This window comes from Pseudomonas sp. GXZC, assembly GCF_026967615.1.
GTDB classification, from domain to species: domain Bacteria; phylum Pseudomonadota; class Gammaproteobacteria; order Pseudomonadales; family Pseudomonadaceae; genus Aquipseudomonas; species Aquipseudomonas azotoformans_A.
In genome coordinates this window covers 606,097-630,002 of record NZ_CP114115.1, presented here as the reverse complement: position 1 = coordinate 630,002, position 23,906 = coordinate 606,097, and the positions used below count along the sequence as shown (strand labels likewise).

Sequence of the window (23,906 nt, the reverse complement as noted above, 5' to 3'; positions counted from 1 at the left end):
CGCCGGCAAGCTGAGGCCTAAACGGATCAGGCGATCTGTTTAGGCAGGCGCTGATCGATCAGTTGATACAACGCGCTGCTTTCAGGCCAGTTGCGCATAAACCGCGCGCGGTCCTTGGCAAACGCCGGGGCGAAGCTCGCGGCGGAGGTGTGTTGGCGCATGGCATCCAGGTCGATCAACGACCAGCGGTCGTTGTCCCAGAACAGGTTGTGGCCTTTGAAATCACCATGGCTGATGCGCTCGCGGATCAGTTCGGCAAACAGGTGATCCAGGGCCAGCAGCTCATCTTCCGGCGCATCGCCTTGTTCAACGTAGGGCGCAAAGCGCTCGATGATGTCCGGCCCCGTGATGAGTTCGGTCACCAGGTAGGCACGGCTGCGCAGCCAGAAAAAACGCTTTTCCAGCACGGCCAGCGGCTTGGGCGTGGCGATGCCAAGAAAGGTCAGGCGATTGCCTTCGCGCCAGGAATGCCAGGCGCGGCTCGGGCGCCAGAAGCGCTTGAGCCAGTGGGCGAAACCCTTGATGTTGTAGCGCTTGATCACCAACGCACGACCGGCCACTTCAGCCTTGGCCACCGTGGCGGCACCACCGGTCTTGAACAGATGGCCCTGGTCGAGCAGCGCATCGGCCTGTTCCAGCACCGGCAGCATCGCGGCTTCTTCCTCGCGGCGGATGGCACGCAAGGCAAACGGCCCGCGCAGCACGCTGAACAGCGTGCATTCGCGGCCGACCTTGTTGAGAAAGTCCTTCAGGCGCCAGGCGCTGACTTTGCGCACCTGTTTTTCCAGGGCTTCCAGCGGCAAGGCGTGTTCGCCGTTGCCGAGCAGGTAATACACCAACAGCTCTTCGGTAAACGGCTCAAGGTTCTTCGGCAACTGAGCGAAAAACACGCCGAGGTTTTCCAGTACGCGGTTGCGCGACAGCGGTTTGCCCGCCTCTTCCACACGAATCCCGGCGCCATCGATCAGATACAGTTTGCCGTCTTGGCGCAGCAGGTTGTCCAGGTGCAGGTCTTCCTGCCACAGGCCCTGGGTGTGCATCTGCGCAATCGCGCCCAGCGCTTCGGCGAGCACGGCGGTTTGCTCGTCGGACAGCGGCGGCAGACCTTCGACGGCATGCCAGGCGTCAGCCAGGCTTTCGGCGCCTTCAATAAACTCGAACAGCAGCCAGCCACCCTCGCCTTCCTGCAAGCCATCGGCCAGCAGCAACGGCGTGGTCAGCCCTTGCTCGGCAAGCAGGCGCACACCCGTAAGCTCGCGCTGAAAATGCCGCGCCGCCTTACTGCCGACCAGCAATTTTGCCAGCACCGGGCGCCCACGCCATACGGCAGCGCCTACGTAGCGCTCGCCCGGCAGCACGCGCAACAGGCTCAGCAATTGCAACTGGCCGGGGCCCGCCGCATCAGCCAGTTCAAGGGTCATGGGCAAGTCGGGGGAACGGCCGGCGGTTTTCAGCTCGGACAAACGCATCAACGGTTTTCCTTGTGGCTACGGCGGGCGCTCAGGCGCTGGAACCAGGTGTCGACCAACGAACTGTCCGCAGGCAGTTCCAGATACGCCGCCAACAGTTGGCGCACCTGCGCATCAGACCATTGGGGTGCGCGACGCAACAACGGCTCCAGATCCTTGACCCGATCGCGCCAGCCAAACAGCAGCGGGCGGGTTTTTTCCAGGTCGATCAACTGCGCACCGTAACCGTCGCCGGTGGCCTGCAGGAAAATATGCTTGGGATAAAAACAGCCATGCACCTGGCCGACGCTGTGCAGCCGACGCGCCAGTTGACCGCAGGCCAGCAAGATCGCGCGGTGCTGGGCATCGCTCAATGAAGGCCATTGCTCCAGCAGCGAATCCAGGTCATTCCAGCCGTCCAGGGCGCGAGTCAGCAACATGGCGCGATGTTCGCCGTTGACTTTACGCTCGCCGTAGAACGCCGCTTGCAAGGCCGGAATGCCGAGCTTGCGGTAACGGCTGATATTGCGGAATTCGCGGGAAAAACTCGGCTCACCCAAGGGGCGGTGCAAGCTGCGCGTCAGGTAATTGCTCTGGCGCTTGAGGTAATAACCCTGGCCGTCGAGTTCGAGGCGGAACACGCTGCTCCAGCCACCACGGCTGGTATTGGGTTCATCCACCGCGTCCAGCTGTTTGGCCCACAAGGCGTCGAACGTCGCCAGGCCGTGGCGCTCCAGCAGCGCACGGTCTTCAGCCGCCAGGAAATCACTCATTCGCGTCCCTCGAAAAACTTCACCACGTGGCGAATCCGCTCTTTATCCGATGCACTCAGGTGCCGACGCTGACGGTACTGCATGTAGAAACGCAGGCGCTGGGTGGCGGACAGATGATACTTGGCCACCTTGTCCAGGCAGGCCAGGTCTTTGGTGATGCGGTACTTGAGCCAGAACCCGCGCCAGAAGTCGCCATTGGGGCAATCGATCAGGTACAGGGTGGCCTGGTCATCGATCAGCAGGTTGCGCCACTTCAAATCATTATGGGTAAAGCGATGATCGTGCATGGTGCGCGTGTACTCGGCGAGCTGGCGGCTCACCGCGTTGACCCACTTGGGGTCACGCAGGCGCGCATCGTTGCGCTCGGCGAGCACCGAGAGGTCTTCGGTCCTCGGCAGCTCGCGGGTGATCATCGCCCCACGGTCGTAGGCCAGGCCTTTGCGCTCCAGGCCCCAGGCAACCACGTCGGCAGTGGGAATGCCCCACTTGGCGAAGCGCTTGAGGTTCTGCCACTCGGACTTGACCCGAGGCTTGCCCAGGTAACGCCGCAGGCCCTTGCCTGCGCCGGTGTAGCGCTTGACGTAGTAATTGACCCCGCCACGCTCTACGCGGATCACTTCCGACAATGGGTCACGGGTCAGGCGCTCGCCTTGCAAGGCGAATACCGCTTCAAGACTGCCAAAATCATCCGCCAGGTTCGCGTAGGCCGGTCCCAGGTTCCAACCCGCCATCAGATCGCATCCCCGTAACGTAGCTTGCGCGCATACAGCTTGTCGGCCTTGCGCTGCATCAGGTTCAACGACGCCGATTGCTCGGCCAGGATCTGGCGCAGCGGCTGGCGGAAGTAACCCTTGAGGAAACGCAGCTTGTCGCGACGGGTCAGGCCAATGTCCAGCGCCGAGTAGTACAGCGCGGAGAGGTCCTTGTCACGCCAACGCAACGGCAAGTGCGCGCGCAGTTGGGCACGGTGCAGGTCGATCACCGACAGCTTGATGTTCTTCGCATCGATGGGCTTGGCCGTGTCCAGCAGGAAGTGACACAGGTAGCAATCGCGGTGGTTTACGCCGCCACGGTGCATGTCGCCGACCATGCGTGCCAGTTCATGAGTGAGTGCATGACGCAACGCAGGCGTCGGAGGCGAGGCCACCCAATTGATCGTCACATCTTCCAGGCTGAGGGTTGGCGCCAGTTCTTCTGTGATGATGAACGAGTGCTGGTCGGCCGGGTTGCTGCCTTTTTCACCGAAGGCGACGCCGGTCATGGTGGGCACGCCGAGTTCCTGCAAGCGATGAATCGCCGCCCACTCAAGGCCCGCACCCAGCACCGGCAGCTTGGCGGTGATCAGGTTCTTGAAGATCTCGCCCCAGCCAATGCCACGGTGGATTTTGACGAAATACGGACGGCCATCCACCACGGTACGCAGGGTGCGACGCGCCGCCAGCTCGCGGAATACTTCGCCTTGCAGCTTCTCGACTTCGGCAAAGGCATCAAGCCCGGCCCATAACGTCTTGAACGGTTCGGCAAGAATCAACTTCATCGTTTTGGCTCCGCCAGGATCACATCCGCAGCGTGCTGCGGCATGCTGTAAAGGTCGGCCGTCTCAGCGAAAGCCAAACCATTGCGGCTCCAGGCCGCGCGCTGTGCAGTGTCAGTGAGCATATTCGCCAGGTACTGGTTGAGCTGCGCTTGTTCGAACGGCTCATCCAGCACCAGGCCGCTGTCGGCTTCAGCGATGTAGTGGGCATAACCACATACGGCCGAGACCAGCACCGGAAGCCCGGCCACCAGGGCTTCAAGCAATACCGTGCCGGTGTTTTCGTTGTACGCCGGGTGGATCAACAGGTCGGCCCCCAACAGGAAACGCGGGATATCGCTGCGGCCCTTGAGGAACTGCACATTGTCCCCCAGCCCCAGCGTAGCGCTTTGCAGTTGGAATACTTTGGGGTCGTCCTGGCCGATGACAAACAGGCGCGTACGTTTTTTCAGCTCAGACGGCAACGCGGCAACGGCTTTGAGGCTGCGGTCAACGCCCTTAGTCTTGAAGCCCGAGCCGATCTGCACCAGCAGCAAATCGTCGTCGCCCAGGTTGAACTCCTTACGGAATCCTTCACGGATTTCAGCCGCATTCGGCGGCGCACGCCGGTCCTGGGCAATGCCCGGCGGCAGCAGGTGAAAGCGCTCCAGTGGTGTGTCGTAATGCTTAATGAACAGCGGCTGCTGCACTTCGGAAATCATCAAGACTTCGGTCTTGGCGTCCTTGGCGAACACCGCGCGCTCGTACTCGGCAAAGTGCTTGTAGCGGCCAAAATAGCGGTACAGCGAGTGGCGCAGGTTTTGCGCCTTGTCTTCAAAGCAGCCGTCGGCGGCGTAGTACACATCCAGGCCAGGCATTTTATTGAAGCCAATCAGACGGTCCACCGGGCGCTTGGCCAGATCGGAGGCCATCCAGGCGCTGAGTTTCTCATTGCGCCGGTGGTTGAAGAACGCCTTGACCGGCGCCACCAGCACTTCAAAGCCGGGCGGGATGTCGCCTTCCCAGATCAGCGTGTAGACACGAATCTGATGGCCGCGCTGCTGGCACTCCAGGGCGATGCGCATGAAGTCGCGCTGCAGGCCACCGAAGGGGAAATATTTGTACAGCACAAAAGCCAGTTGCATCAGTGCAGCTCCTCAGCCAATAACAACGTGCTCAGTCGGCTTGCCACACGCTCAGGATTCAGGCGCGTGAAGCACAGGGGGGACTCGCGCTTGATGTCGAACCGACGCAGGTCGTCGGCCGTCGGTTGATAGGTACATTGCTTTTGCAGGCACGGCGCGCATGGGAAGTCGCTGGCCAGGTGAATCTGGCCCTTGCCATAGGCGCCGGTGAGGCCGGGGTTGGTCGGGCCGAACAGGGAAATGGTCGGCACATCCAGCGCGGCGGCCAAGTGACCGAGACCGGTGTCCACCGCCACACAGGCGCGGGCGCCGGCCAGTACGCGGGCGACGCCGGCCAGGTTCAATTTGGGCAGCACTTCGGCGTTTTGCAGGCCTTGGGCCAAGCGTTCGGCGCGGGCTTTTTCGGCAGCGTTGCCCCAAGGCAATTTCACGTCGACGCCCAGACGCCCCATGCGCTCGGCCAGCTCACGCCAGTAGGCTTCGGGCCAGTGTTTGGTGTCCCAGGTGGTGCCGTGCAGCAGCAGTACAAACGGCTTTTTCGGCGGCAGGCCCAGGAGCTTTTCAGTGCTCAGGCCGTAGTCGCCCAAGCCTTTGGGCAAGTCATAACCGAGGGCCACGGCGAACAGCTGACGCAGCCGCTCCACCGCGTGCTGCCCACGCGCCACGGCGAGGCGACGGGAATAGAAACGTGCAGCCATCGGCTCGCGCGCGGAATGCTTGTCGAAACCCGCGATGGGCGCACGCACGTAGCGGGTCAGCCAGGCGCTTTTCAGCAGGCCCTGGGCATCGATCACCAGGTCATATTTGGTCGACTGGACTTGCTGCTTGAAGCGCCGCCATTCGCCACTCTTGAGGGTCTGCCAGATATTTTTTCGCCAGCGGCGGATCGCCACCGGGATCACCCTATCGACCGCCGGGTGCCAGGTGGGAATCTCGGCGAAGCCTTCTTCCACCACCCAGTCGAACCGGATGCCGGGAATCGCCCGCGCCGCGTCGGTCAGGGCCGGTAAGGCATGAATCACGTCGCCCAGGGATGAGGTCTTGATTACCAGTACGCGCAAACTATCGGACCTCGACCGCAGAGCCCTGCAACCGCTGCAAGGCTTCGTTCACCGGCTGCGGCAGCAACTGGCGCATGCAGTTGTAGTGACCGAAACGGCAGGTGCGATCAAAACACGGGCTGCACTCCAGGCCCAGGCGCACCACTTCGACTTTGTCGGCCAACGGCGGCGTGAAACCCGGCGATGTGGAGCCGTACACCGCCACCAGCGGGCGGTTCAGCGCGGCGGCGACGTGCATCAGGCCGGAGTCATTGGACACTACCGAGTCGGCGCAGGACAGCAGGTCGATGGCTTCGGCGAGCGACGTGTCACCACTGAGGTTGACCGCCTCTTCACGCAGGCCAGGAATCAGGCGCTGGCGAATGTCTTCGCCCACCGGATGGTCTTTCTTCGAACCAAACAACCAGACCTGCCAGCCTTCGCGGATCTTGGCCTCGGCAACCTTGGCGTAGTGCTCCGACGGCCAGCGCTTGGACTCGCCAAACTCGGCGCCGGGGCACAGCGCCAGGACTGGACGGTCGAGTTCCAAGCCGAACTTGGCCAGGGCGGCGTCACGGCTCACCGGATCAATCTGCAAACTCGGACGCGGATACGGCGTGGGCAACTCGCCCCCCGGCTCGTAGGCCAGGGCCATGAAGCGCTCGATCATTAGCGGATAGCGGGCTTTGTCCAGGGTGCGCACGTCATTGAGCAACACGTAGCGGAATTCGCCACGCCAACCGGTGCGCTTGGGGATACCGGCGAAATACGGCACCAACGCCGACTTGAGCGAATTGGGCAGCAGGATCGCCTGGTCGTATTCGCCCGCCAGGGATTTACCGATACGACGGCGGGTCGCCAGCTCCAGCGCGCCATGGCCGAGCGGAAAGCTCAGGGCCTTGCGCACTTGCGGCATGCGTTCGAGGATCGGCCGGCTCCACTCAGGGGCAAGTACGTCGATCTGGCAGTCCGGGTAGCGCATACGCAGGCACTGGAACAGTGTCTGCGCCATCACCATGTCACCGACCCAACTGGGCCCAACGATCAGAATATTCATGTAGTTTCCACAAACGATGCGGGGAGGCTTATGCCTCCCCGCCCTAATAGTGTTTCAGCTCAACCCCAGCTCTCGCCAGATTCGCATCACCTGGCGCCGTTCGTCGGCGAACTGATCCCCGGCCACCGTGCCGGCCTCGTTTTGCAAGGCCTGGCGGTGCGCGGCGGAACGGTAGGCCTTATACACCTCGCGCAGCAGATGGGCATCGGCGGCGGGCATCAAGCCCACCTGTTCCAGGCCTTCCAGAATGCGGATATTGTCGGTGTAGCGCAGCAACGATGGATGTTGCGCAGACCACGCCAAAGCCGCGTATTGCACCATAAATTCAATATCGACGATACCTCCGGCGTCCTGCTTGAGGTCGAACGCCGCCGTGGCCTCGAAGGCATTGGCGCCGGTGCCGGCCGCCGTGGTCTTGGTGCCCAGGTTGTCGCGCATCTTGGCACGCATCTCGCTGACCTCCTGGCGCAGCTTCGCCAGGTCGCGTTGCTGCCCCAGCACTTTGGCCCGCACCTGCTCGAATGCCTGGCCCACATCCTGGCTGCCCACCAGCACCCGCGCGCGAATCAAGGCCTGATGTTCCCAGGTCCAGGCTTCATTTTGTTGATAGCGGTCAAACGCCCCCAGCGAGCTCACCAGCAAACCGGACGCGCCGGAAGGCCGCAGGCGCATGTCGACTTCGTACAGCTGGCCGGAGTTGGTCTGCGTGGTCAGCAAGTGAATGATGCGCTGGCCCAGGCGCGTAAAGAACTGCGCCCCGTCGATCGGCTTGGCGCCATCGGTTTCCGCCTGCGGATCGCCATCGTGGATAAACACCAGGTCCAGGTCCGAACCATGCCCCAGTTCGATCCCACCGACTTTCCCATAACCGACAATGATGAACCCAGGATCGCACAGAGTGCCGTCCAGCCGTTGCGGCGAGCCATGGCGCGCCACGGTCTGGCGCCAGGCCAGGGCCAGCACTTGTTCGAGAATCGCCTCGGCAAGCCAAGTGAGGTAGTCACTGACTTTCATCAGCGGCAGGCTGCCGGCGATTTCCGAAGCGGCCACGCGCAGGCGGTGGGCCAGCTTGAAGTGACGCAGGGCTTCCATCTGTTGCTCAAGGTCGTCTTCCGGGATGCGCGTCAGACGCTCGCGCAACTCGGCGGCCAATTCAGGCGCCAAGGGTGGCTTGAACAGACGGCCTTCGTTGAGCAGTTCGTCGAGCAGTAGCGGGAAGCGGGTGATCTGCTCAGCGATCCACGGGCTGGCGGCGCACAGGGTCAACAGGCGACGCAGGGCGTCGGGGTTTTCCGTGAGCAGCACCAGATAAGCGGAACGCCGCGCGACGGCTTCGACCAATGGCAGCACGCGCTCCAGCACCAGGTCCGGGTTGGCGTGTTCCACCGCTTGGGCAAGCAGGCGCGGAATGAACGCATCCAGCCGCTCACGCCCCAAACGCTGCATGGCGCGCAATTGCGGGCTGTTGCGCAGGCCGGCCAACGCCTTGAGCGCCTTGGTCGCATCAGTAAAGCCGCCTTCAGCCAACTGGCGGCAAGCCGCCTCTTCATCTTGGGATTCTTCCCACAGCGGCAACCACTCACCGCCCACCACCAACTCGCTTTCTTCGCCCTCTTCTTCGTCAGGATCGGCAATCACCTGGCGGAAATGCCAATCCACCCGACCGCGCCAGTACATCAGCCGCTCGTGGAAGGCGGTCCAGTCGGCAAAGCCCAACATAAAGGCTATGCGCGCCTGGTCTTCCGGGCTGTCCGGGAGCATTTGCGTCTGCCGGTCGGCAATCGCCTGGATCGCGTGTTCGGTGTAGCGCAGGAATTCGTAGCCATTGCGCAATTCGGCGATCACCGCCGGCGGCAGGTAGCCCTGGCCTTCCAGCGTACCGAGCACTTTGAGCAACGGCCGCTGTTGCAGGCTCAGGTCACGACCGCCGTGGATCAGTTGGAAGGCCTGGGCGATGAATTCCACTTCACGGATACCGCCCGAGCCCAGCTTGATGTTGTCGGCCATGCCCTTGCGCCGCACTTCCTGCTGGATCAACTGCTTCATGGTGCGCAGCGCTTCGATGGCGGAGAAGTCCAAGTAGCGGCGATAGACAAACGGTCGCAGCATGTCCAGCAACTGCGCACCCGCCACCTGATCGCCAGCCACCACGCGCGCCTTGATCATGGCGTAGCGTTCCCAGTCGCGGCCCTGGTCCTGGTAGTACTGCTCCAGCGCATTGAAACTGAGCACCAGCGCACCCGCTGAACCGTAAGGCCGCAGGCGCATGTCTACGCGGAACACAAAGCCGTCGACGGTCATAGGGTCGAGGGCCTTGATCAGTTTTTGACCCAGGCGGATGAAAAACTCCTGGTTGTCCAGGGAGCGCTTCACTCCGACCGTTTCGCCGCCCTCGGGGTAGGCGAAGATCAGGTCGATATCCGACGACAGGTTCAGCTCCACCGCGCCGAGCTTGCCCATGCCCAGGATCACCATGTGCTGCGGCTCGCCGCTGCGCCGGCCGGTGGGCGTGCCGAATTGCACGCAGTGGCGTTGGTACAGCCATTGGTAGGCCTGGTCGATGCTGGCGTCGGCCATGTCGGAGAGGTCGCGGCAGGTTTGCACCAGGTCCGCCTGGCGGGTCAGGTCGCGCCAGATGATGCGCACCTGCTGGCGCGTACGCTGGCGACGCAGCACACGTCCCAGCTCATCTTCTGTTTCGGCTTGTTGCACGGCGCCAGCAATTTGCCCGCACAGCTCATCAGGGGCGAAACCACGGTCCAACTCGCCCCAGGCCACCAGTTCGAGCAACATCAAAGGGTCACGAACACTCTGTTCAATGACGAAATCACTGGCCGCGCACACGCGGGCGAAGTCGGCCCACCGTTGCGGCGTCCACGCAGAAAGTCCATGATCGTCGTCCAGCGCGGCCACTGCGTCACGAAATGACTGCTCGGCCCGCTGGGCTTTTGGCAAGAGAATCGCCGGTAGTTCGGCGAGTGTTGGAAGGCTCATGGTCTATCCTTGTTCGGCGCGTAAATGGCGTGTGGCTGTGAACGCAAGAACCACGCTCTATGAAGGACTGTCGAACAAAGGTTAGAAATAGCTGAAATTAATTTCATTTTGGCAGCCAACATCAAACATTCACCTTTTCTTGTTCGCAAAAGATCAACAATAACGATTATGCTCACCAGCCAGACCGAGCCATACGCTCAGTCTTGTGTAGTTTTACTACTCGTATATACATTCGAAAGGCTGAAATGGCCGACGATTTGTAGTAAAACTACAGGACGCCGAAGCAACCTTCGGCCATCCAAGAATTTATGTCGTCTGCCCACAAGGCCAGTCGCAAACTTCAGGCAACCGATTCTGGTAGCCTTTCCGCCCTGGAGCAAGCCATGCAAGACCTCGATCCCGTCGAAACCCAGGAATGGCTGGACGCCCTGGAATCGGTTCTCGACAAAGAAGGCGAAGACCGTGCTCACTACCTGATGACCCGTATGGGCGAACTCGCGACCCGCAGCGGCTCGCAACTGCCTTACGCCATCACTACGCCATACCGCAACACCATCCCTGTTACCCACGAAGCACGCATGCCTGGCGACCTGTTCATGGAACGCCGCATTCGCTCGCTGGTACGTTGGAACGCCATGGCGATGGTAATGCGCACGAACTTGAAAGATTCGGACCTGGGCGGTCACATCTCCAGCTTCGCTTCCAGCGCAACCCTGTATGACATCGGCTTCAACTACTTCTTCCAGGCCCCGACCGACGAACACGGCGGCGACCTGATCTACTTCCAGGGCCACACTTCTCCAGGCGTTTACGCCCGTGCGTTCATGGAAGGCCGCATCACCGAAGAACACATGAACAACTTCCGCCAGGAAGTGGACGGTAACGGCCTGTCGTCGTACCCGCACCCTTGGCTGATGCCTGATTTCTGGCAGTTCCCGACCGTTTCCATGGGTCTGGGCCCAATCCAGGCGATCTACCAGGCGCGCTTCATGAAGTACCTGGAAGCCCGTGGCTTCATCCCTGAAGGCAAGCAGAAAGTCTGGTGCTTCCTAGGCGACGGCGAGTGTGACGAGCCGGAATCCCTGGGCGCCATCTCGCTGGCTGGCCGCGAGAAGCTGGACAACCTGATCTTCGTCATCAACTGCAACCTGCAGCGCCTCGACGGCCCGGTTCGCGGCAACGGCAAGATCATCCAGGAACTCGAAGGTGTGTTCCGCGGTGCTCAGTGGAACGTGACCAAAGTCATCTGGGGCCGCTTCTGGGACCCACTGCTGGCCAAAGACGTCGACGGCATCCTGCAACGTCGCATGGACGAAGTCATCGACGGCGAGTACCAGAACTACAAAGCCAAAGACGGCGCGTTCGTGCGTGAACACTTCTTCAACACGCCTGAACTCAAGGCAATGGTTGCAGACCTGTCCGACGACGAAATCTGGAAACTCAACCGTGGCGGCCACGACCCGTACAAGGTCTACGCGGCGTACCACGAAGCGGTCAACCACAAAGAACAACCGACCGTCATCCTGGCCAAGACCATCAAGGGTTATGGCACCGGTGCCGGCGAAGCGAAGAACACTGCGCACAACACCAAGAAAGTCGATGTCGACAGCCTGAAGTTGTTCCGCGACCGCTTCGACATTCCGGTCAAGGACGAAGAGCTGGAGAACCTGCCGTTCTTCAAGCCGGAGCCGAACAGCGCCGAAGCCCGTTACCTGGCCGAACGTCGCGCCGCACTGGGTGGTTTCGTGCCTCAGCGTCGCGCCAACAGCTTCAGCGTACCGACGCCAGACCTGAGCACCCTCAAGGCTATCCTCGACGGCTCGGGCGACCGTGAAATCTCCACCACCATGGCTTTCGTGCGCATCCTGGCGCAGCTGGTCAAGGACAAGGAAATCGGCCCGCGCATCGTGCCGATCATCCCGGACGAAGCCCGTACCTTCGGTATGGAAGGCATGTTCCGTCAGTTGGGCATCTACTCCTCCGTCGGCCAGCTCTACGAGCCAGTCGATAAAGACCAGGTGATGTTCTACAAGGAAGACAAGAAGGGCCAGATCCTCGAAGAAGGCATCAACGAAGCGGGCGCCATGAGCTCCTTCATCGCTGCCGGTACTTCGTACTCCAGCCACAACCAGCCGATGCTGCCGTTCTACATCTTCTACTCGATGTTCGGCTTCCAGCGCATTGGCGACCTGGCGTGGGCAGCAGGCGACAGCCGTACCCGTGGCTTCCTGATCGGCGGTACCGCCGGTCGTACCACGCTGAACGGCGAAGGCCTGCAACACGAAGACGGTCACAGCCACATCCTGGCTGCCACCATCCCGAACTGCCGCACCTTTGATCCAACCTACGGCTATGAGCTGGCGGTGATCATCCAGGACGGCATGAAGAAGATGACCGAAGAGCAGCAGGACGTTTTCTACTACATCACCGTGATGAACGAGTCCTACCAGCAGCCTGCAATGCCGGCTGGCGTGGAAGAAGGCATCATCAAGGGCATGTACCTGCTCGAAGAAGACACCAAGGAAGCAGCGCACCACGTACAGCTGATGGGCTCCGGCACCATCCTGCGCGAAGTGCGTGAAGCGGCGAAGATCCTGCGTGACGAGTTCAACGTCGGCGCCGACGTATGGAGCGTGACCAGCTTCAACGAACTGCGTCGCGACGGCCTGGCCGTAGAGCGTCACAACCGCCTGCACCCTGGCCAGAAGCCACAGCGCACCTTCGTTGAAGAGTGCCTGAATGGCCGTAAAGGTCCGGTGATCGCTTCGACCGACTACATGAAACTGTTTGCTGAACAAATTCGCCAGTGGGTCCCGTCCAAGGAATTCAAAGTCCTGGGCACCGACGGTTTCGGTCGCAGTGACAGCCGCAAGAAGCTGCGTCACTTCTTCGAAGTCGACCGTCACTTCGTGGTGTTGGCAGCCCTGGAAGCCTTGGCTGACCGTGGTGAGATCGAACCTAAGGTGGTGGCAGACGCTATCGTCAAGTTCGGGATCAACCCGGAAAAACGCAACCCACTGGACTGCTGAGGAGACTTTTTGTGAGCGAACTCATTCGCGTACCTGACATCGGCAGCGGTGAAGGTGAAGTAATCGAGCTGTTTGTGAAGGTCGGCGACACCGTCGAAGCCGACCAGAGCATCCTGACCCTGGAATCGGACAAGGCGAGCATGGAAATCCCTGCTCCCAAGGCCGGCGTGGTCAAGAGCCTGAAAGTGAAGCTGGGCGACCGCCTGAAAGAAGGCGACGAACTGCTGGAACTGGAAATCGAAGGTGCCGCTGATGCGGCCCCTGCGGCGGCTCCTGCTGCCGCTGCCGCACCTGCGCCCGCTGCTGAAAAGCCGGCTGCCGAGGCCGCTCCGGCCCCGGCTGCTGCACCTGCCGCTGCCAGCGTCCAGGACATTCACGTCCCGGACATCGGTTCGTCGGGCAAGGCCAAGATCATCGAGCTGCTGGTCAAGGTCGGCGACACCGTCGAAGCCGACCAGTCGCTGATCACCCTGGAGTCCGACAAGGCCTCCATGGAAATCCCTTCGCCGGCTGCCGGCGTGGTGGAAAGCATCGCGGTCAAGCTGGAAGACGAAGTCGGCACTGGCGACTTCATCCTCAAACTGAAAGTACAAGGCGCTGCACCTGCTGCTGCGCCGGCCCCGGCCGCCGCTCCCGCCGCCAAGGCTGAAGCTGCACCGGCTGCTGCGCCTGCACCTGCTGCAAAAGCCGAGGCCGCACCGGCCCCTGCTGCTGCCGCACCTGCGCCAAGCGGTGCCAAGGTTCACGCCGGGCCTGCCGTGCGTCAGCTGGCCCGTGAGTTCGGCGTTGAGCTGAACGCTGTGTCGGCCACCGGCCCTCACGGTCGCGTGCTGAAGGAAGACGTGCAGGTCTACGTCAAGGCCATGATGCAGAAAGCCAAGGAAGCTCCGGCTGCTGGCGCTGCTACCGGTGGTTCGGGCATTCCGCCGATCCGTACCGTGGACTTCAGCCGCTTCGGTGAAACCGAAGAAGTGCCGATGACCCGCCTGATGCAAATCGGCGCGGCCGGTCTGCACGCCAGCTGGCTGAACATCCCGCACGTGACTCAGTTCGACCAGGCCGACATCACCGACCTGGAAGCTTTCCGCGTTGCGCAGAAAGCCGTGGCCGAAAAAGCCGGCGTGAAACTGACCGTGCTGCCGCTGCTGCTCAAGGCCTGCGCGCACCTGCTCAAGGAACTGCCGGACTTCAACGCTTCGCTGGCGCCAAGCGGCAAGGCGATCATCCGCAAGAAGTACGTGCACATCGGCTTTGCCGTCGACACCCCGGATGGCCTGCTGGTACCGGTCATCAAGAACGTCGACCAGAAGAGCCTGCTGCAACTCGCTGCCGAAGCCGCTGCACTGGCGGCCAAGGCCCGCGACAAGAAGCTCACCCCGGACGACATGCAGGGCGCGTGCTTCACCATCTCCAGCCTCGGTCACATTGGCGGCACTGGCTTCACGCCAATCGTCAATGCGCCGGAAGTGGCGATCCTGGGCGTGTCCAAGGCCACCATCCAGCCTGTGTGGGACGGTAAAGCGTTCCAGCCGAAGCTGATGCTGCCACTGTCGCTTTCCTACGATCACCGTGTGATCAACGGCGCCGCTGCTGCTCGCTTCACCCAGCGCCTGAGCCAGTTGCTGAACGACATCCGCACCATCCTGCTGTAAGCACGAACAGGCCTCCCGTTCACCCGGGAGGCCTGGTTGCACCGATTTTCGAGCGCCACGCTCGTACCTCAACCCCGCCACTTGGCGGGGCTTTTTTTGCCGGTTTGTTGGACAACAAAAACAAGCTTGTACACCTTCCATCACCCCGATTGCAGAAATCCCTTTCGCGGCCGATAACACCCTTATAGCACTTAGCCTTCATCCTCTCTTGTCAGCCCGCGCCGCATGATGCAACCTTGCCGCAGGCAACAGAAAAGAGGGCGTGAGCCCGGCGCCGTGCGCGTAATTTCAAGTGAGTTTCCCCCATGAAAAGCCAACCCGATGTCGCCCGTATGGCGGCCGAGGTAGTGACGCAGTTACCGGTGCCTTCGCGCCTCGGTATGCTGCGTTTCGAGCGGCTGAATGAGGCAAGCTGGGCCCTGCTTTACCTCGATCCCAATTGCGAACGCCAATTCGGCCTGCCAGCGGTCGAGCTGTGTGCCTTGATCGGCACGCCCTACGCCAGCCTGATGGAGCCCCAGGCGCGTTATCAACTACACGACACCATCCAGCAGCAACTGACCCAGAGCCCGCATTACCTGGTGCGCTACACCCTGCACACCAGCGACGGGCCGCTGAGCCTGCTGGAAATGGGTGAAGCCTATAAGCAACACAATCGCCACCTGCTGCGCGGCTACCTGATGGTGGTCGACGGTCTGTTCAGCGAGATTCCCACCGCCGCCCCGACGGCAGACCTGGAGAACCAGAACAGCCGCCTGCAGATCGCCTTGGAGCTCAACCAGCGCGCCCAGCAGGAACAATTGCAGCACCTGGAGCGGGTGCGCGCCCAGCAGGAGCTGATCCTGCTGCTGGCCCGCCAGCGCTACACAGCTAACAATTCGCTGCAAGAAGCCGCCGAGCTGATCACCCGCAGTGCCTGTGATATCTACCAGATTGACTGCGCCAGCATCTGGAACCTCGAAGGTCAGCGCCTGGTGCCGATCTCGGCCTACCACCGCGCCGACGGGCAGCACCACCTGCCTGAATCCATCGATGCCAGCTGCTTCCCGGACTACCTGGAAGCCTTGCACAGCAGCCGGGCGATCGACGCCACCAACGCGCTGCGCGACCCACGCACCCGGGAAATGGCCGACAGCCTGCGCGACAAAGACATCCACGCCATGCTCGACGCAAGCATTCGCGTCGACGGCCATGTGGTGGGCGTGCTGTGCCTGGAGCAAAGCGGCAGCACGCGCGCCTGGCAGGCCGATGAAATTGCCTTTGCCGGTGAGCTGGCCGATCAGTTCGCGCAGGTCATCAACAACCACAACCGCCGTACCGCGACCAGCGCCCTGCACCTGTTCCAGCGCGCCGTGGAGCAAAGTGCCAACGCCTTTCTGCTGGTCAATTGCGACGGCGTGGTGGAGTACGTCAACCCAAGCTTTACCGCGATCACCCAGTACAGCGCCGAGGAGGTCCACGGCCATCGCCTGGCCCAGTTGCCAGCGCTGGAAAACCTCAGTGAATTGCTGTTCGATGCGCCGTCGAGCCTGGCCAAGAGCAACAGCTGGCAGGGTGAATTCAAGAGCCGGCGCAAAAACCTCGAACCCTACTGGGGCCAGCTGTCGATCTCCAAGGTGTATGGCGACAACCGCGAGTTGACCCACTACATCGGCATCTACGAAGACATCACCCAGACCAAGCTGGCCCAGCAGCGCATCGAGCGCCTGGCCTACACCGACAACCTGACCAACCTGGGCAACCGCCCGGCGTTCATCCGCAACCTCGACGAGCGCTTTGCCCGCGACAGCGACAGCCCGATCAGCCTGTTGCTGGTGGACATCGACAACTTCAAGCGCATCAACGACAGCCTTGGCCATCAGACCGGCGACAAGCTGCTGATCAGCCTCGCGCGGCGTTTGCGCAACAGCCTGAGTGCGGGTGGTAGCCTGGCGCGGTTTGCCAGTAACGAATTCGCGGTGCTGCTCGATGACACCGACCTGGAGAGCGGCCAGCAGGTTGCCAGCCAGTTGTTGGCGACGCTCGACAAACCGATGTTCGTCGACAACCAATTGATCAGCGTCACCGGCTCCGTGGGCCTGGCCTGCGCGCCGCTGCATGGGCGCGACCCGCAGACCCTGATGCGCAACGCCGGCCTGGCCTTGCACAAGGCCAAGGCCAACGGCAAGCATCAGGTCCAGGTGTTTACCGAAGCGCTGAACGCCGAAGCCAGCTACAAGCTGTTCGTCGAGAACAACCTGCGCCGCGCCCTCACCCAGAACGAGCTGGACGTGTTCTACCAGCCCAAGCTGTGCCTGCGCAGCGGCCGCCTGCTAGGCATGGAAGCGCTGCTGCGCTGGAACCATCCGGAAAAGGGCATGATCCGCCCGGACCAATTCATCAGCGTGGCGGAAGAGACCGGCCTGATCATCCCGATCGGCAAATGGATCGCCCGCCAGGCTTGCCGCATGAGCAAGCAACTGAGCGCCGGCGGCATGGGCAACTTGCAGGTGGCGATCAACCTGTCGCCCAAGCAGTTCTCCGACCCGGACCTGGTGGCCTCGATTGCCGCGATTCTCAAGGAAGAACAGCTGCCGGCCAACCTGCTGGAGCTGGAACTCACCGAAGGCCTGCTGCTGGAAGCCACCGAAGACACACGCCTGCAGCTTGATCAACTGAAAAGCTTTGGCCTGACCCTGGCCATGGACGACTTCGGCACCGGCTACTCGTCGCTGAGTTACCTGAAAAAATTCCCCATCGACATCATCAAGATCGATCGCAGCTTCATCCACGAAATCCCGGACAACCAGGACGACATGGAAATCACCTCGGCCGTGATCGCCATGGCCCACAACCTCAAGCTCAAGGTCGTGGCCGAAGGCATCGAGACCGCCGAGCAACTGGCGTTCCTGCGCCGGCACCGGTGCGATGTCGGTCAGGGTTACCTGTTTGACCGGCCGATCCCCGGTGCAGAGCTGCTGGCGATGCTCAAACGCTACCCGCGCGGGCCAATCGCCTGACAGCGCCGTAACACTCGGGCACACTGGCTGTCTGAATCTTTACCGCTAACTCAACCTGACGAGAGGACTGATCATGGTCTTGCGCTCGGAAATTCTGGTGAACAAAAACGTGCTGCCCACTCAAGAACAAGCTCTGCCTGGCCGTGAAACCCCGATGAACCTGCCGGAGACGCATTTCGTCAACGGCAACCCGCTGCTCGGCCCCTTCCTGGATGACGTCGGCTTTGCGATCTTCGGCCTGGGCTGCTTCTGGGGTGCGGAGCGCCGGTTCTGGCAGCGCGATGGCGTGGTCAGCACCGTGGTCGGTTACGCCGGCGGCTACACGCCGAACCCGACCTACGAAGAAGTCTGCTCGGGCCTGACCGGCCACAGCGAAGTGGTGCTGGTGGTGTATGACCAGGCCAAGGTGAAATACGAAGACTTGCTGAAGATGTTCTGGGAACTGCACAACCCGACCCAGGGCATGCGCCAGGGCAACGACATCGGCAGCCAGTACCGCTCGGTGATCTACGCGACCACGCCGGAGCAATTGGCGGCGGCGCAGGCGAGCGCCGAGGCTTATCAGGGTGAGTTGACCAAGGCTGGCCTGGGTGCGATCACCACCGAGATCGAAGAAGCGCCGACGGTGTATTTTGCCGAGGCGTATCACCAGCAGTACCTGGCGAAGAATCCGCAGGGGTATTGCGGCATCGGTGGCACAGGTGTGACCTGCCCGATCTGACGCCATCTTGTGCTTACACAAATCCCCTGTGGTGAGCGAGCTTGCTCGCTCACCACAACAGCCCGGACGCCGCTGACTATTCAGCGATCAGCCAATCCATCTGCCACCCGCCCTGGGTCTGACCCAGCTTCTTGGACAGCCACGGCAGCAGCTCACGCAACTCCTCCTCCAAGCCCCACGGCGGGTTGGCAATCGCCAGGCCCGAGCCCGTCAGGGTGTTGGGTGTGTCCAGCGGATGCACCAGCAATTCCACACGCAGCAACTTTGGCGCACCTGTGCCGGCCAGATCCTGGTAGAAACGGCGCAACAGGCGTTGGTCTTTCACCGGGTACCAGATGGCCGCGACGGTCTGGCGCATGCGGCTCACGGCTTCCTTGAGGGAAGCGGCGCAGCGTTGCATCTCGTCGAGTTTTTCGAACGGCGGGTCGATCAGCATCAATGCGCGTTTTTCCGGCACCGGCAGCAGGGCACGCGGCACATGCCAGCCTTCGCCCAGGTGAACCTTCACCCGACGATCACCCTTCATGTTGTCTTTGAGCAGCACGCCGTCTTCCGGGTGTTTTTCATTGAGCAGCACGCGATCCTGGGGGCGGGTAAGGCGTCGCGCCAGTTCCGGCGAGCCAGGGTAGTAACGCAACTGGCCGTCCGGGTTCATCTCATGCAGCACGCGCATGTAATCAGCGGTCAACGGCGGCAAGTCGCTTTCACCCCACAGGCGCGCAATGCCTTCCAGGTATTCACCGGTGCGGTTGGCCTGGTCGCCCTGCAGGTCGTACAGGCCGATCCCGGCGTGGGTGTCGAGGTAGGCGAACGGCTGCTCCTTGCGCGACATCAGAGCGATGAGGCGGGTCAAGGTCAGGTGTTTGAAGACATCGGCATGGTTGCCGGCGTGAAAGGCGTGACGATAATTCATGGTTGCTCCTGCGCAGGGGGCGAAGTTTACCTTTTACGCGGGCGTTGGTGCAGTGCGGTGTGCCGGGCGGTGCTTAAGTCGAAGGGGAGCGCTGGGTTCAACTCAACTCTGAAGCCAGATAGTCCGCCAAACCCTGATGGCTGACGTCGCGGCGGCGCGCGAAGTAGGCGACCTTGTGCCGCAAGGTCGTCGGAATAAACGCGGTGTGGAGGTCGGGGCGCTGCTCTTCGAGCCCTTGCAGGAGGTTATCGATCAGGGTTTGCGGCGATTGCTCGGCCAGATGTTGCAGTAACGGCGCAGGCACTCGCCACCACGGGCTCGCTCTGGCGGCAGTGACCGGGCCGGTGGCGACGGTCAGCGACTGGCCGTTGATCACGTAGCGCTGGAACACCGGCAATAGCTCATCGCCTGCCTGCTGAAGAATCGGCAGGAATTGAGCACCATCCCAGAGCCGTAAGAACACTTCCTGGCCATCGGGCAGGTACACCTTGGTCAGCCCTTGCAGGTGTGCAATCACGGTTACTAGCGGGTGGGTCGATAGGGCCAACCACCCCCAATCCGTGGCATCAGTGGAGGCGGCCCATTCCAGGAAAGGACTGCCCGGCTCAACGACGCCTACATAGGGCATGACCTCGTCCCATGCCGCATACGCCGTGCCGGCCCAAACCGGATGTAACGGGCCGGCGGCGAGCGCCCGCCAGGCTTCAAGGGGTTTGGCGTCGCTGGCAGCGCCCAGCACTGCAAACATCTGTTCACCAGGCAACATAGGTTGATGCATCTTCGTAAGTCCCTTTAAAAGTCAGATGGGGCCGCACTGGCCGTTTTTGCAACGCTCGCATTCCTCGCAAAAAGGCGCGCTGCGCTTCAGGCTGGCCACTTGCACGCGGCTGAGCGGAGCGGGGATCACCGCCAGCAACGTTTCCTTCAGTCCAGGCGTTAACGGCGCTGCAGTCGCTGCGGGCGCACTGCCAAGCCGGATCGGCACACTGCTGAAAATCCCGCCCGCAGACAGCGTGATCGACTGCCCGCCCGCCTGAATCGTGACGGTTGCGCCACCCTCGATCACAACGCTTTGCCCCGCGCCTATCTGGATGATCTGCCCTGCCCTAACCTGCCGTGAGCCGCCCACCATCAAGTGGTCGTCTTGCTTCAGGTCGGTCAGACGGTTGCCATGGATGATGCGCAGCTCCTCACCTTGCATTTCGTGATGCGACTCACCGTCCACCTTTACCCGAAGATCATGCAGCACGTGCTGCGTCCAATCCCGCTGGGCGCGCAGGTAGATTTCCTCGGCCCCCTTGCGGTCCTCGATGCGCAACTCGTTGTAACCACCACCACCGGGGCTGCTCTGGCTGCGGAAGATGCTGCGAGTCTTGTCCGCAGGCAGATCGAGGGGCACCTGGGTGGCCGCATTGGGCAGGCAGCCCATGACCAGCGGCATATCCATGTCGCCATTAACGAAGCCCACCAGTACTTCCATACCAACCCGAGGGATCAATACCGCCCCATAACGATCATGCGCCCAACCGCTTGCAACCCGCAGCCAACAGCTGGAATGGTCGTTATGCTCACCGTCACGATCCCACGCCAACTGCACCTTGACCCGACCTATTCGTCGCAATGGATTTCGCTGTCGGCAGGGCCGGTCACCACTGCGTTCTGGTAACCCGCTATTTGAGGCCGAGACATAATCAAAGGTGTTCTAAACGCTACGTCCCAAGGCGTTACAACAAATTCATTGCTGTAGCCTTGAGGCGACTCATCGCCAACAGACTCCTCAAGCACTTGAGGTTGGTGCCCTACATGGTGCAACTGGGTAACCAGCCACAAATCATTCCATTCCTGACGAGGGTGTCCAGTCATCTTCAAGAACTGCCCAGTCACCAACGCTGGTTGGTCGCTAGCGCCGCTGGCCTGACGGTAATCGCTGCGATGACGCTCCAATAAGCGTTGCGCCAGGTACTTACCCTGCTCACGATCCGTGAAGTACCCCGGGTAGCGCTGGTCGTCCAGGGTGGGCCGCAGCCGACTGGATGCTTCGCTTTCCAACGTCAGGCCAGGCTTCTTGAAATCGTAGTCACGCAGGTTCACACCGGTGGTACACGTCTTCAGCCGCAGGATAAAGCGCTTGATCGCTGGCTCGTCGGCAACCATCCCGGTACCAGGCGAATACGGCGTGGATTGATCAGGCCGCGCAAAAACACTTTGATCGTCGCCAAACACCAACAGGTGTCGCTCAGGGTTGTGTTGGAAGTGATAGTGAATGCCCGATTCGGCACATAGACGCTGAATGAACTCCAGATCGGTTTCGCCGAACTGCACACAGTATTCACACTCGGGATACTTGCCGCTCAGTTGAAACGCAAAGGCATCACTTTGGATACCCTGCGCTTCCAGTACCTGCGCAATGATCTCGGGCACCGTTTTCTTCTGGAAAATCCGCTGATGGGTGCTGTGTTCCAGATAAGCCAACTGCGGCACCAGCGTGATCTGGTAACGGGTAAGGCGTCTGCCCGAATCGCCCTGCCCCACCCGATACACCAGGCCATGAATCCCATGACCATGGGCGTCAAACCCCAGGAACGCTTGGCGATGTAGCAGGCTCTCAAGGTCTTGATCGGATTGTTCGCTGACCAACTCAAGGTCAAAGCGAAAAGGCAGGCTGATGAACTCATCCCCCATAAACCCGTGGACCTGGAATTCACTGGGCTCCCCATCGAGGGTCAGGGTAAAGGCGCTTTGATTGGCAGGAGCGAACATCCGGTGTTTCTCTGCTAGGTGTGGAGGACCGATTCTGCATCACGGCTCCCCCTGGCTGAGCAGGTCGCCGCTAAATCAGTAAAGCCCTACACAGACGCGTCTGAATCCTCTTCGGACCGACGTAAAACGCACGCAAAAAAAGGCCCGCAATCCGTAGGACGCGGGCCTTTCTTTCAACTCACTTGGCGCTAAACACCCAGCGAATTACTTATTGAGGTTGTAGTCTTTTTCCGCAGCATCAAAACGCTCGACCATACCGGCAGTCGGTGCGCCCATCTTGCTCACGAAGTAGATCGCCAGGCTGGCAAAGATGAAGCCTGGGATGATTTCGTACAGACCCAGCAGTTCGAAGTGTTTCCACACAATCACGGTGATTGCGCCCACCAGAATACCGGCCAGCGCGCCGTTGCGGGTCATGCCTTTCCAGATCACCGAGATCAGCACCACAGGACCAAACGCGGCGCCGAAGCCGGCCCAGGCGTAGCTCACCAGGCCCAGTACGCGGTTTTCCGGGTTGGCAGCCATGGCGATGGCGATCAGTGCAACCAGCAGCACCATCAGGCGGCCGACCCATACCAGCTCAAGCTGGGAGGCGTTTTTGCGCAGGAAGGTCTTGTAGAAGTCTTCGGTCAGGGCGCTGGAGCACACCAACAGTTGGCAGCTCAAAGTGCTCATCACCGCCGCCAGGATTGCCGACAGCAGCACGCCGGCAATCCATGGGTTGAACAGCAGCTTGGCCAGCTCAATGAATACGCGTTCGTGGTTTTCGGTCACAGGACCTGCCACTTCCGGATGCGCCGAGAAGTAGGCAATACCGAAGAAGCCCACCGCCACGGTGCCGCCCAAGCACAGGATCATCCAGGTCATGGAGATGCGACGCGCATTGGCGATCGACTTCACCGAATCCGCCGCCATGAAACGCGCGAGGATGTGTGGCTGGCCGAAATAACCCAGGCCCCAGCCCATCAGCGAGATGATGCCGATGAAGGTGGTGTTTTTCAGCATGTTGAAGTTGTCAGGGTTCTTGGCTTCGATGGCCAGGAACGTGGTGTCGACGCCACCGGTGGCCAGCAGCACGATGATCGGCGTGAGGATCAGCGCGAAAATCATCAGCGTGGCTTGTACGGTGTCGGTCCAGCTCACTGCCAGGAAACCACCGACGAAGGTGTAGGCAATGGTCGCTGCAGCACCGGCCCACAGCGCAGTCTCGTAGGACATGCCGAAGGTGCTTTCAAACAGGCGGGCACCGGCGACGATGCCGGAAGCGCAGTAAATGGTGAAGAACACCAGGATCACCACGGCGGAGATGATCCGCAGCAGGCCGCTCTTGTCTTCGAAACGGCTGGAGAAGTAATCCGGCAGGGTCAGGGCGTCACCGTTGTGCTCGGTCTGGACCCGCAGGCGACCGGCAACGAACAGCCAGTTGAGGTAGGCACCGACGATCAGGCCGATGGCGATCCAACTTTCCGACAAGCCAGACATGTAGATCGCGCCCGGCAGGCCCATCAACAACCAGCCGCTCATATCGGATGCGCCGGCCGACAAGGCAGTCACCACGCTACCGAGGCTGCGACCGCCCAGGATGTAATCGGAAAGGTTGTTGGTGGAGCGATAGGCCATGAAGCCGATCAGCACCATTGCTGCGATGTAGATCACGAACGTGATCAGGGTTGGATTACTAACGCTCATAAGAGTGACGCCCTGGCTTTGTTTTTATGTAGCAGCGGTCTGTCAGACGGCCACCCACTGGAAGTAGGTAGACGTAGCTGCGTGCCGCGCATTTATGACTGACGTTTCCCCAGGAAAGCCGTCAGCCGATGAACCGACTCGTTGAGGTGGTTGCACCTTGGGCGCGAATGCTA

The 23,906-nt window shown here is 61.3% G+C and carries 15 protein-coding genes and 1 pseudogene; 4 read left to right on the top strand and 12 right to left on the bottom strand.

Annotation, left to right across the window (positions count from 1 at the left end; translation table 11 throughout):
• Positions 1–26: 26 nt before the first annotated feature.
• The 8 genes from OZ428_RS02980 to glnE are packed head-to-tail and all read right to left on the bottom strand — an operon-like array spanning position 27 to position 9,970.
• Complete coding sequence (locus tag OZ428_RS02980) at positions 27–1,469, bottom strand: lipopolysaccharide kinase InaA family protein (RefSeq protein ID WP_269132657.1); 1,443 nt, start codon at positions 1,467–1,469, stop codon at positions 27–29.
• A complete protein-coding gene (locus OZ428_RS02975) occupies positions 1,469–2,221 on the bottom strand; it encodes a lipopolysaccharide kinase InaA family protein (RefSeq protein ID WP_269132656.1) in 753 nt (250 codons plus the stop codon). The genes OZ428_RS02980 and OZ428_RS02975 overlap by 1 nt, the downstream gene beginning before the upstream one ends.
• Complete coding sequence (locus OZ428_RS02970) at positions 2,218–2,952, bottom strand: lipopolysaccharide kinase InaA family protein (RefSeq protein WP_269132655.1); 735 nt, start codon at positions 2,950–2,952, stop codon at positions 2,218–2,220. Before OZ428_RS02970 ends, OZ428_RS02975 begins: the two co-directional genes overlap by 4 nt.
• Entirely contained in the window at positions 2,952–3,758 is an 807-nt protein-coding gene (gene rfaP / locus OZ428_RS02965) for a lipopolysaccharide core heptose(I) kinase RfaP (RefSeq protein WP_269132654.1), read from the bottom strand. The genes OZ428_RS02970 and rfaP overlap by 1 nt, the downstream gene beginning before the upstream one ends.
• Entirely contained in the window at positions 3,755–4,879 is a 1,125-nt protein-coding gene (locus tag OZ428_RS02960; RefSeq protein WP_269132653.1) for a glycosyltransferase family 4 protein, read from the bottom strand. Before OZ428_RS02960 ends, rfaP begins: the two co-directional genes overlap by 4 nt.
• Positions 4,879–5,940 carry a lipopolysaccharide heptosyltransferase I gene (waaC, locus tag OZ428_RS02955; protein ID WP_269132652.1) on the bottom strand — a complete coding sequence of 354 codons (1,062 nt, stop codon included), beginning with the start codon at positions 5,938–5,940 and terminating at the stop codon, positions 4,879–4,881. Before waaC ends, OZ428_RS02960 begins: the two co-directional genes overlap by 1 nt.
• Before the next feature lies 1 nt (position 5,941).
• Positions 5,942–6,976 (bottom strand): lipopolysaccharide heptosyltransferase II, encoded by a 1,035-nt coding sequence (gene waaF / locus OZ428_RS02950; RefSeq protein WP_269132651.1) that lies wholly within the window; start codon positions 6,974–6,976, stop codon positions 5,942–5,944.
• 54 nt (positions 6,977–7,030) lie between these two features.
• Positions 7,031–9,970, bottom strand: coding sequence for a bifunctional [glutamate--ammonia ligase]-adenylyl-L-tyrosine phosphorylase/[glutamate--ammonia-ligase] adenylyltransferase (gene glnE, locus OZ428_RS02945; protein ID WP_269132650.1), 2,940 nt, complete (start codon positions 9,968–9,970; stop codon positions 7,031–7,033).
• 383 nt (positions 9,971–10,353) lie between these two features.
• On the opposite strand from glnE, the gene aceE reads away from it, so the two are divergent.
• From aceE to msrA, 4 genes are all read left to right on the top strand, one after another.
• The gene (aceE, locus tag OZ428_RS02940; protein WP_095014427.1) at positions 10,354–12,999 is read left to right on the top strand and encodes a pyruvate dehydrogenase (acetyl-transferring), homodimeric type; all 2,646 of its coding nucleotides are present in this window, start codon (positions 10,354–10,356) and stop codon (positions 12,997–12,999) included.
• An 11-nt stretch (positions 13,000–13,010) separates the two neighbouring features.
• Positions 13,011–14,651 carry a dihydrolipoyllysine-residue acetyltransferase gene (gene aceF / locus OZ428_RS02935; protein ID WP_269132649.1) on the top strand — a complete coding sequence of 547 codons (1,641 nt, stop codon included), beginning with the start codon at positions 13,011–13,013 and terminating at the stop codon, positions 14,649–14,651.
• 305 nt (positions 14,652–14,956) lie between these two features.
• Positions 14,957–17,650 (top strand): putative bifunctional diguanylate cyclase/phosphodiesterase, encoded by a 2,694-nt coding sequence (locus tag OZ428_RS02930; RefSeq protein ID WP_269132648.1) that lies wholly within the window; start codon positions 14,957–14,959, stop codon positions 17,648–17,650.
• A 73-nt stretch (positions 17,651–17,723) separates the two neighbouring features.
• Positions 17,724–18,371 carry a peptide-methionine (S)-S-oxide reductase MsrA gene (gene msrA / locus OZ428_RS02925; RefSeq protein WP_061435036.1) on the top strand — a complete coding sequence of 216 codons (648 nt, stop codon included), beginning with the start codon at positions 17,724–17,726 and terminating at the stop codon, positions 18,369–18,371.
• Between the two features lie 76 nt (positions 18,372–18,447).
• Here msrA and OZ428_RS02920 read toward each other — a convergent pair whose 3' ends face one another.
• From OZ428_RS02920 to putP, 4 genes and pseudogenes are all read right to left on the bottom strand, one after another.
• Positions 18,448–19,284 carry a 23S rRNA (adenine(2030)-N(6))-methyltransferase RlmJ gene (locus OZ428_RS02920; protein WP_269132647.1) on the bottom strand — a complete coding sequence of 279 codons (837 nt, stop codon included), beginning with the start codon at positions 19,282–19,284 and terminating at the stop codon, positions 18,448–18,450.
• A 97-nt stretch (positions 19,285–19,381) separates the two neighbouring features.
• Positions 19,382–20,062 carry a DUF4123 domain-containing protein gene (locus OZ428_RS02915; protein WP_269132646.1) on the bottom strand — a complete coding sequence of 227 codons (681 nt, stop codon included), beginning with the start codon at positions 20,060–20,062 and terminating at the stop codon, positions 19,382–19,384.
• A gap of 21 nt (positions 20,063–20,083) precedes the next feature.
• Positions 20,084–22,044 (bottom strand): annotated as a pseudogene (locus tag OZ428_RS02910) (type VI secretion system Vgr family protein).
• A 204-nt stretch (positions 22,045–22,248) separates the two neighbouring features.
• Positions 22,249–23,733, bottom strand: a complete 1,485-nt coding sequence (putP, locus tag OZ428_RS02905) for a sodium/proline symporter PutP (RefSeq protein ID WP_269132645.1) — start codon at positions 23,731–23,733, stop codon at positions 22,249–22,251.
• Between the last annotated feature and the right edge of the window lie 173 nt (positions 23,734–23,906).

What these genes read in the sequence shown, in the direction of transcription:
- glnE (WP_269132650.1), bottom strand. Translation starts at nt 9,970, where the DNA reads ATGAGCCTTCCAACACTCGCCGAACTACCGGCGATTCTCTTGCCAAAA.
- OZ428_RS02980 (WP_269132657.1), bottom strand. Translation starts at nt 1,469, where the DNA reads ATGCGTTTGTCCGAGCTGAAAACCGCCGGCCGTTCCCCCGACTTGCCC.
- OZ428_RS02975 (WP_269132656.1), bottom strand. Translation starts at nt 2,221, where the DNA reads ATGAGTGATTTCCTGGCGGCTGAAGACCGTGCGCTGCTGGAGCGCCAC.
- waaF (WP_269132651.1), bottom strand. Translation starts at nt 6,976, where the DNA reads ATGAATATTCTGATCGTTGGGCCCAGTTGGGTCGGTGACATGGTGATG.
- aceE (WP_095014427.1), top strand. Translation starts at nt 10,354, where the DNA reads ATGCAAGACCTCGATCCCGTCGAAACCCAGGAATGGCTGGACGCCCTG.
- rfaP (WP_269132654.1), bottom strand. Translation starts at nt 3,758, where the DNA reads ATGAAGTTGATTCTTGCCGAACCGTTCAAGACGTTATGGGCCGGGCTT.
- OZ428_RS02960 (WP_269132653.1), bottom strand. Translation starts at nt 4,879, where the DNA reads ATGCAACTGGCTTTTGTGCTGTACAAATATTTCCCCTTCGGTGGCCTG.
- OZ428_RS02915 (WP_269132646.1), bottom strand. Translation starts at nt 20,062, where the DNA reads ATGCATCAACCTATGTTGCCTGGTGAACAGATGTTTGCAGTGCTGGGC.
- OZ428_RS02930 (WP_269132648.1), top strand. Translation starts at nt 14,957, where the DNA reads ATGAAAAGCCAACCCGATGTCGCCCGTATGGCGGCCGAGGTAGTGACG.
- putP (WP_269132645.1), bottom strand. Translation starts at nt 23,733, where the DNA reads ATGAGCGTTAGTAATCCAACCCTGATCACGTTCGTGATCTACATCGCA.
- OZ428_RS02970 (WP_269132655.1), bottom strand. Translation starts at nt 2,952, where the DNA reads ATGGCGGGTTGGAACCTGGGACCGGCCTACGCGAACCTGGCGGATGAT.
- OZ428_RS02920 (WP_269132647.1), bottom strand. Translation starts at nt 19,284, where the DNA reads ATGAATTATCGTCACGCCTTTCACGCCGGCAACCATGCCGATGTCTTC.
- msrA (WP_061435036.1), top strand. Translation starts at nt 17,724, where the DNA reads ATGGTCTTGCGCTCGGAAATTCTGGTGAACAAAAACGTGCTGCCCACT.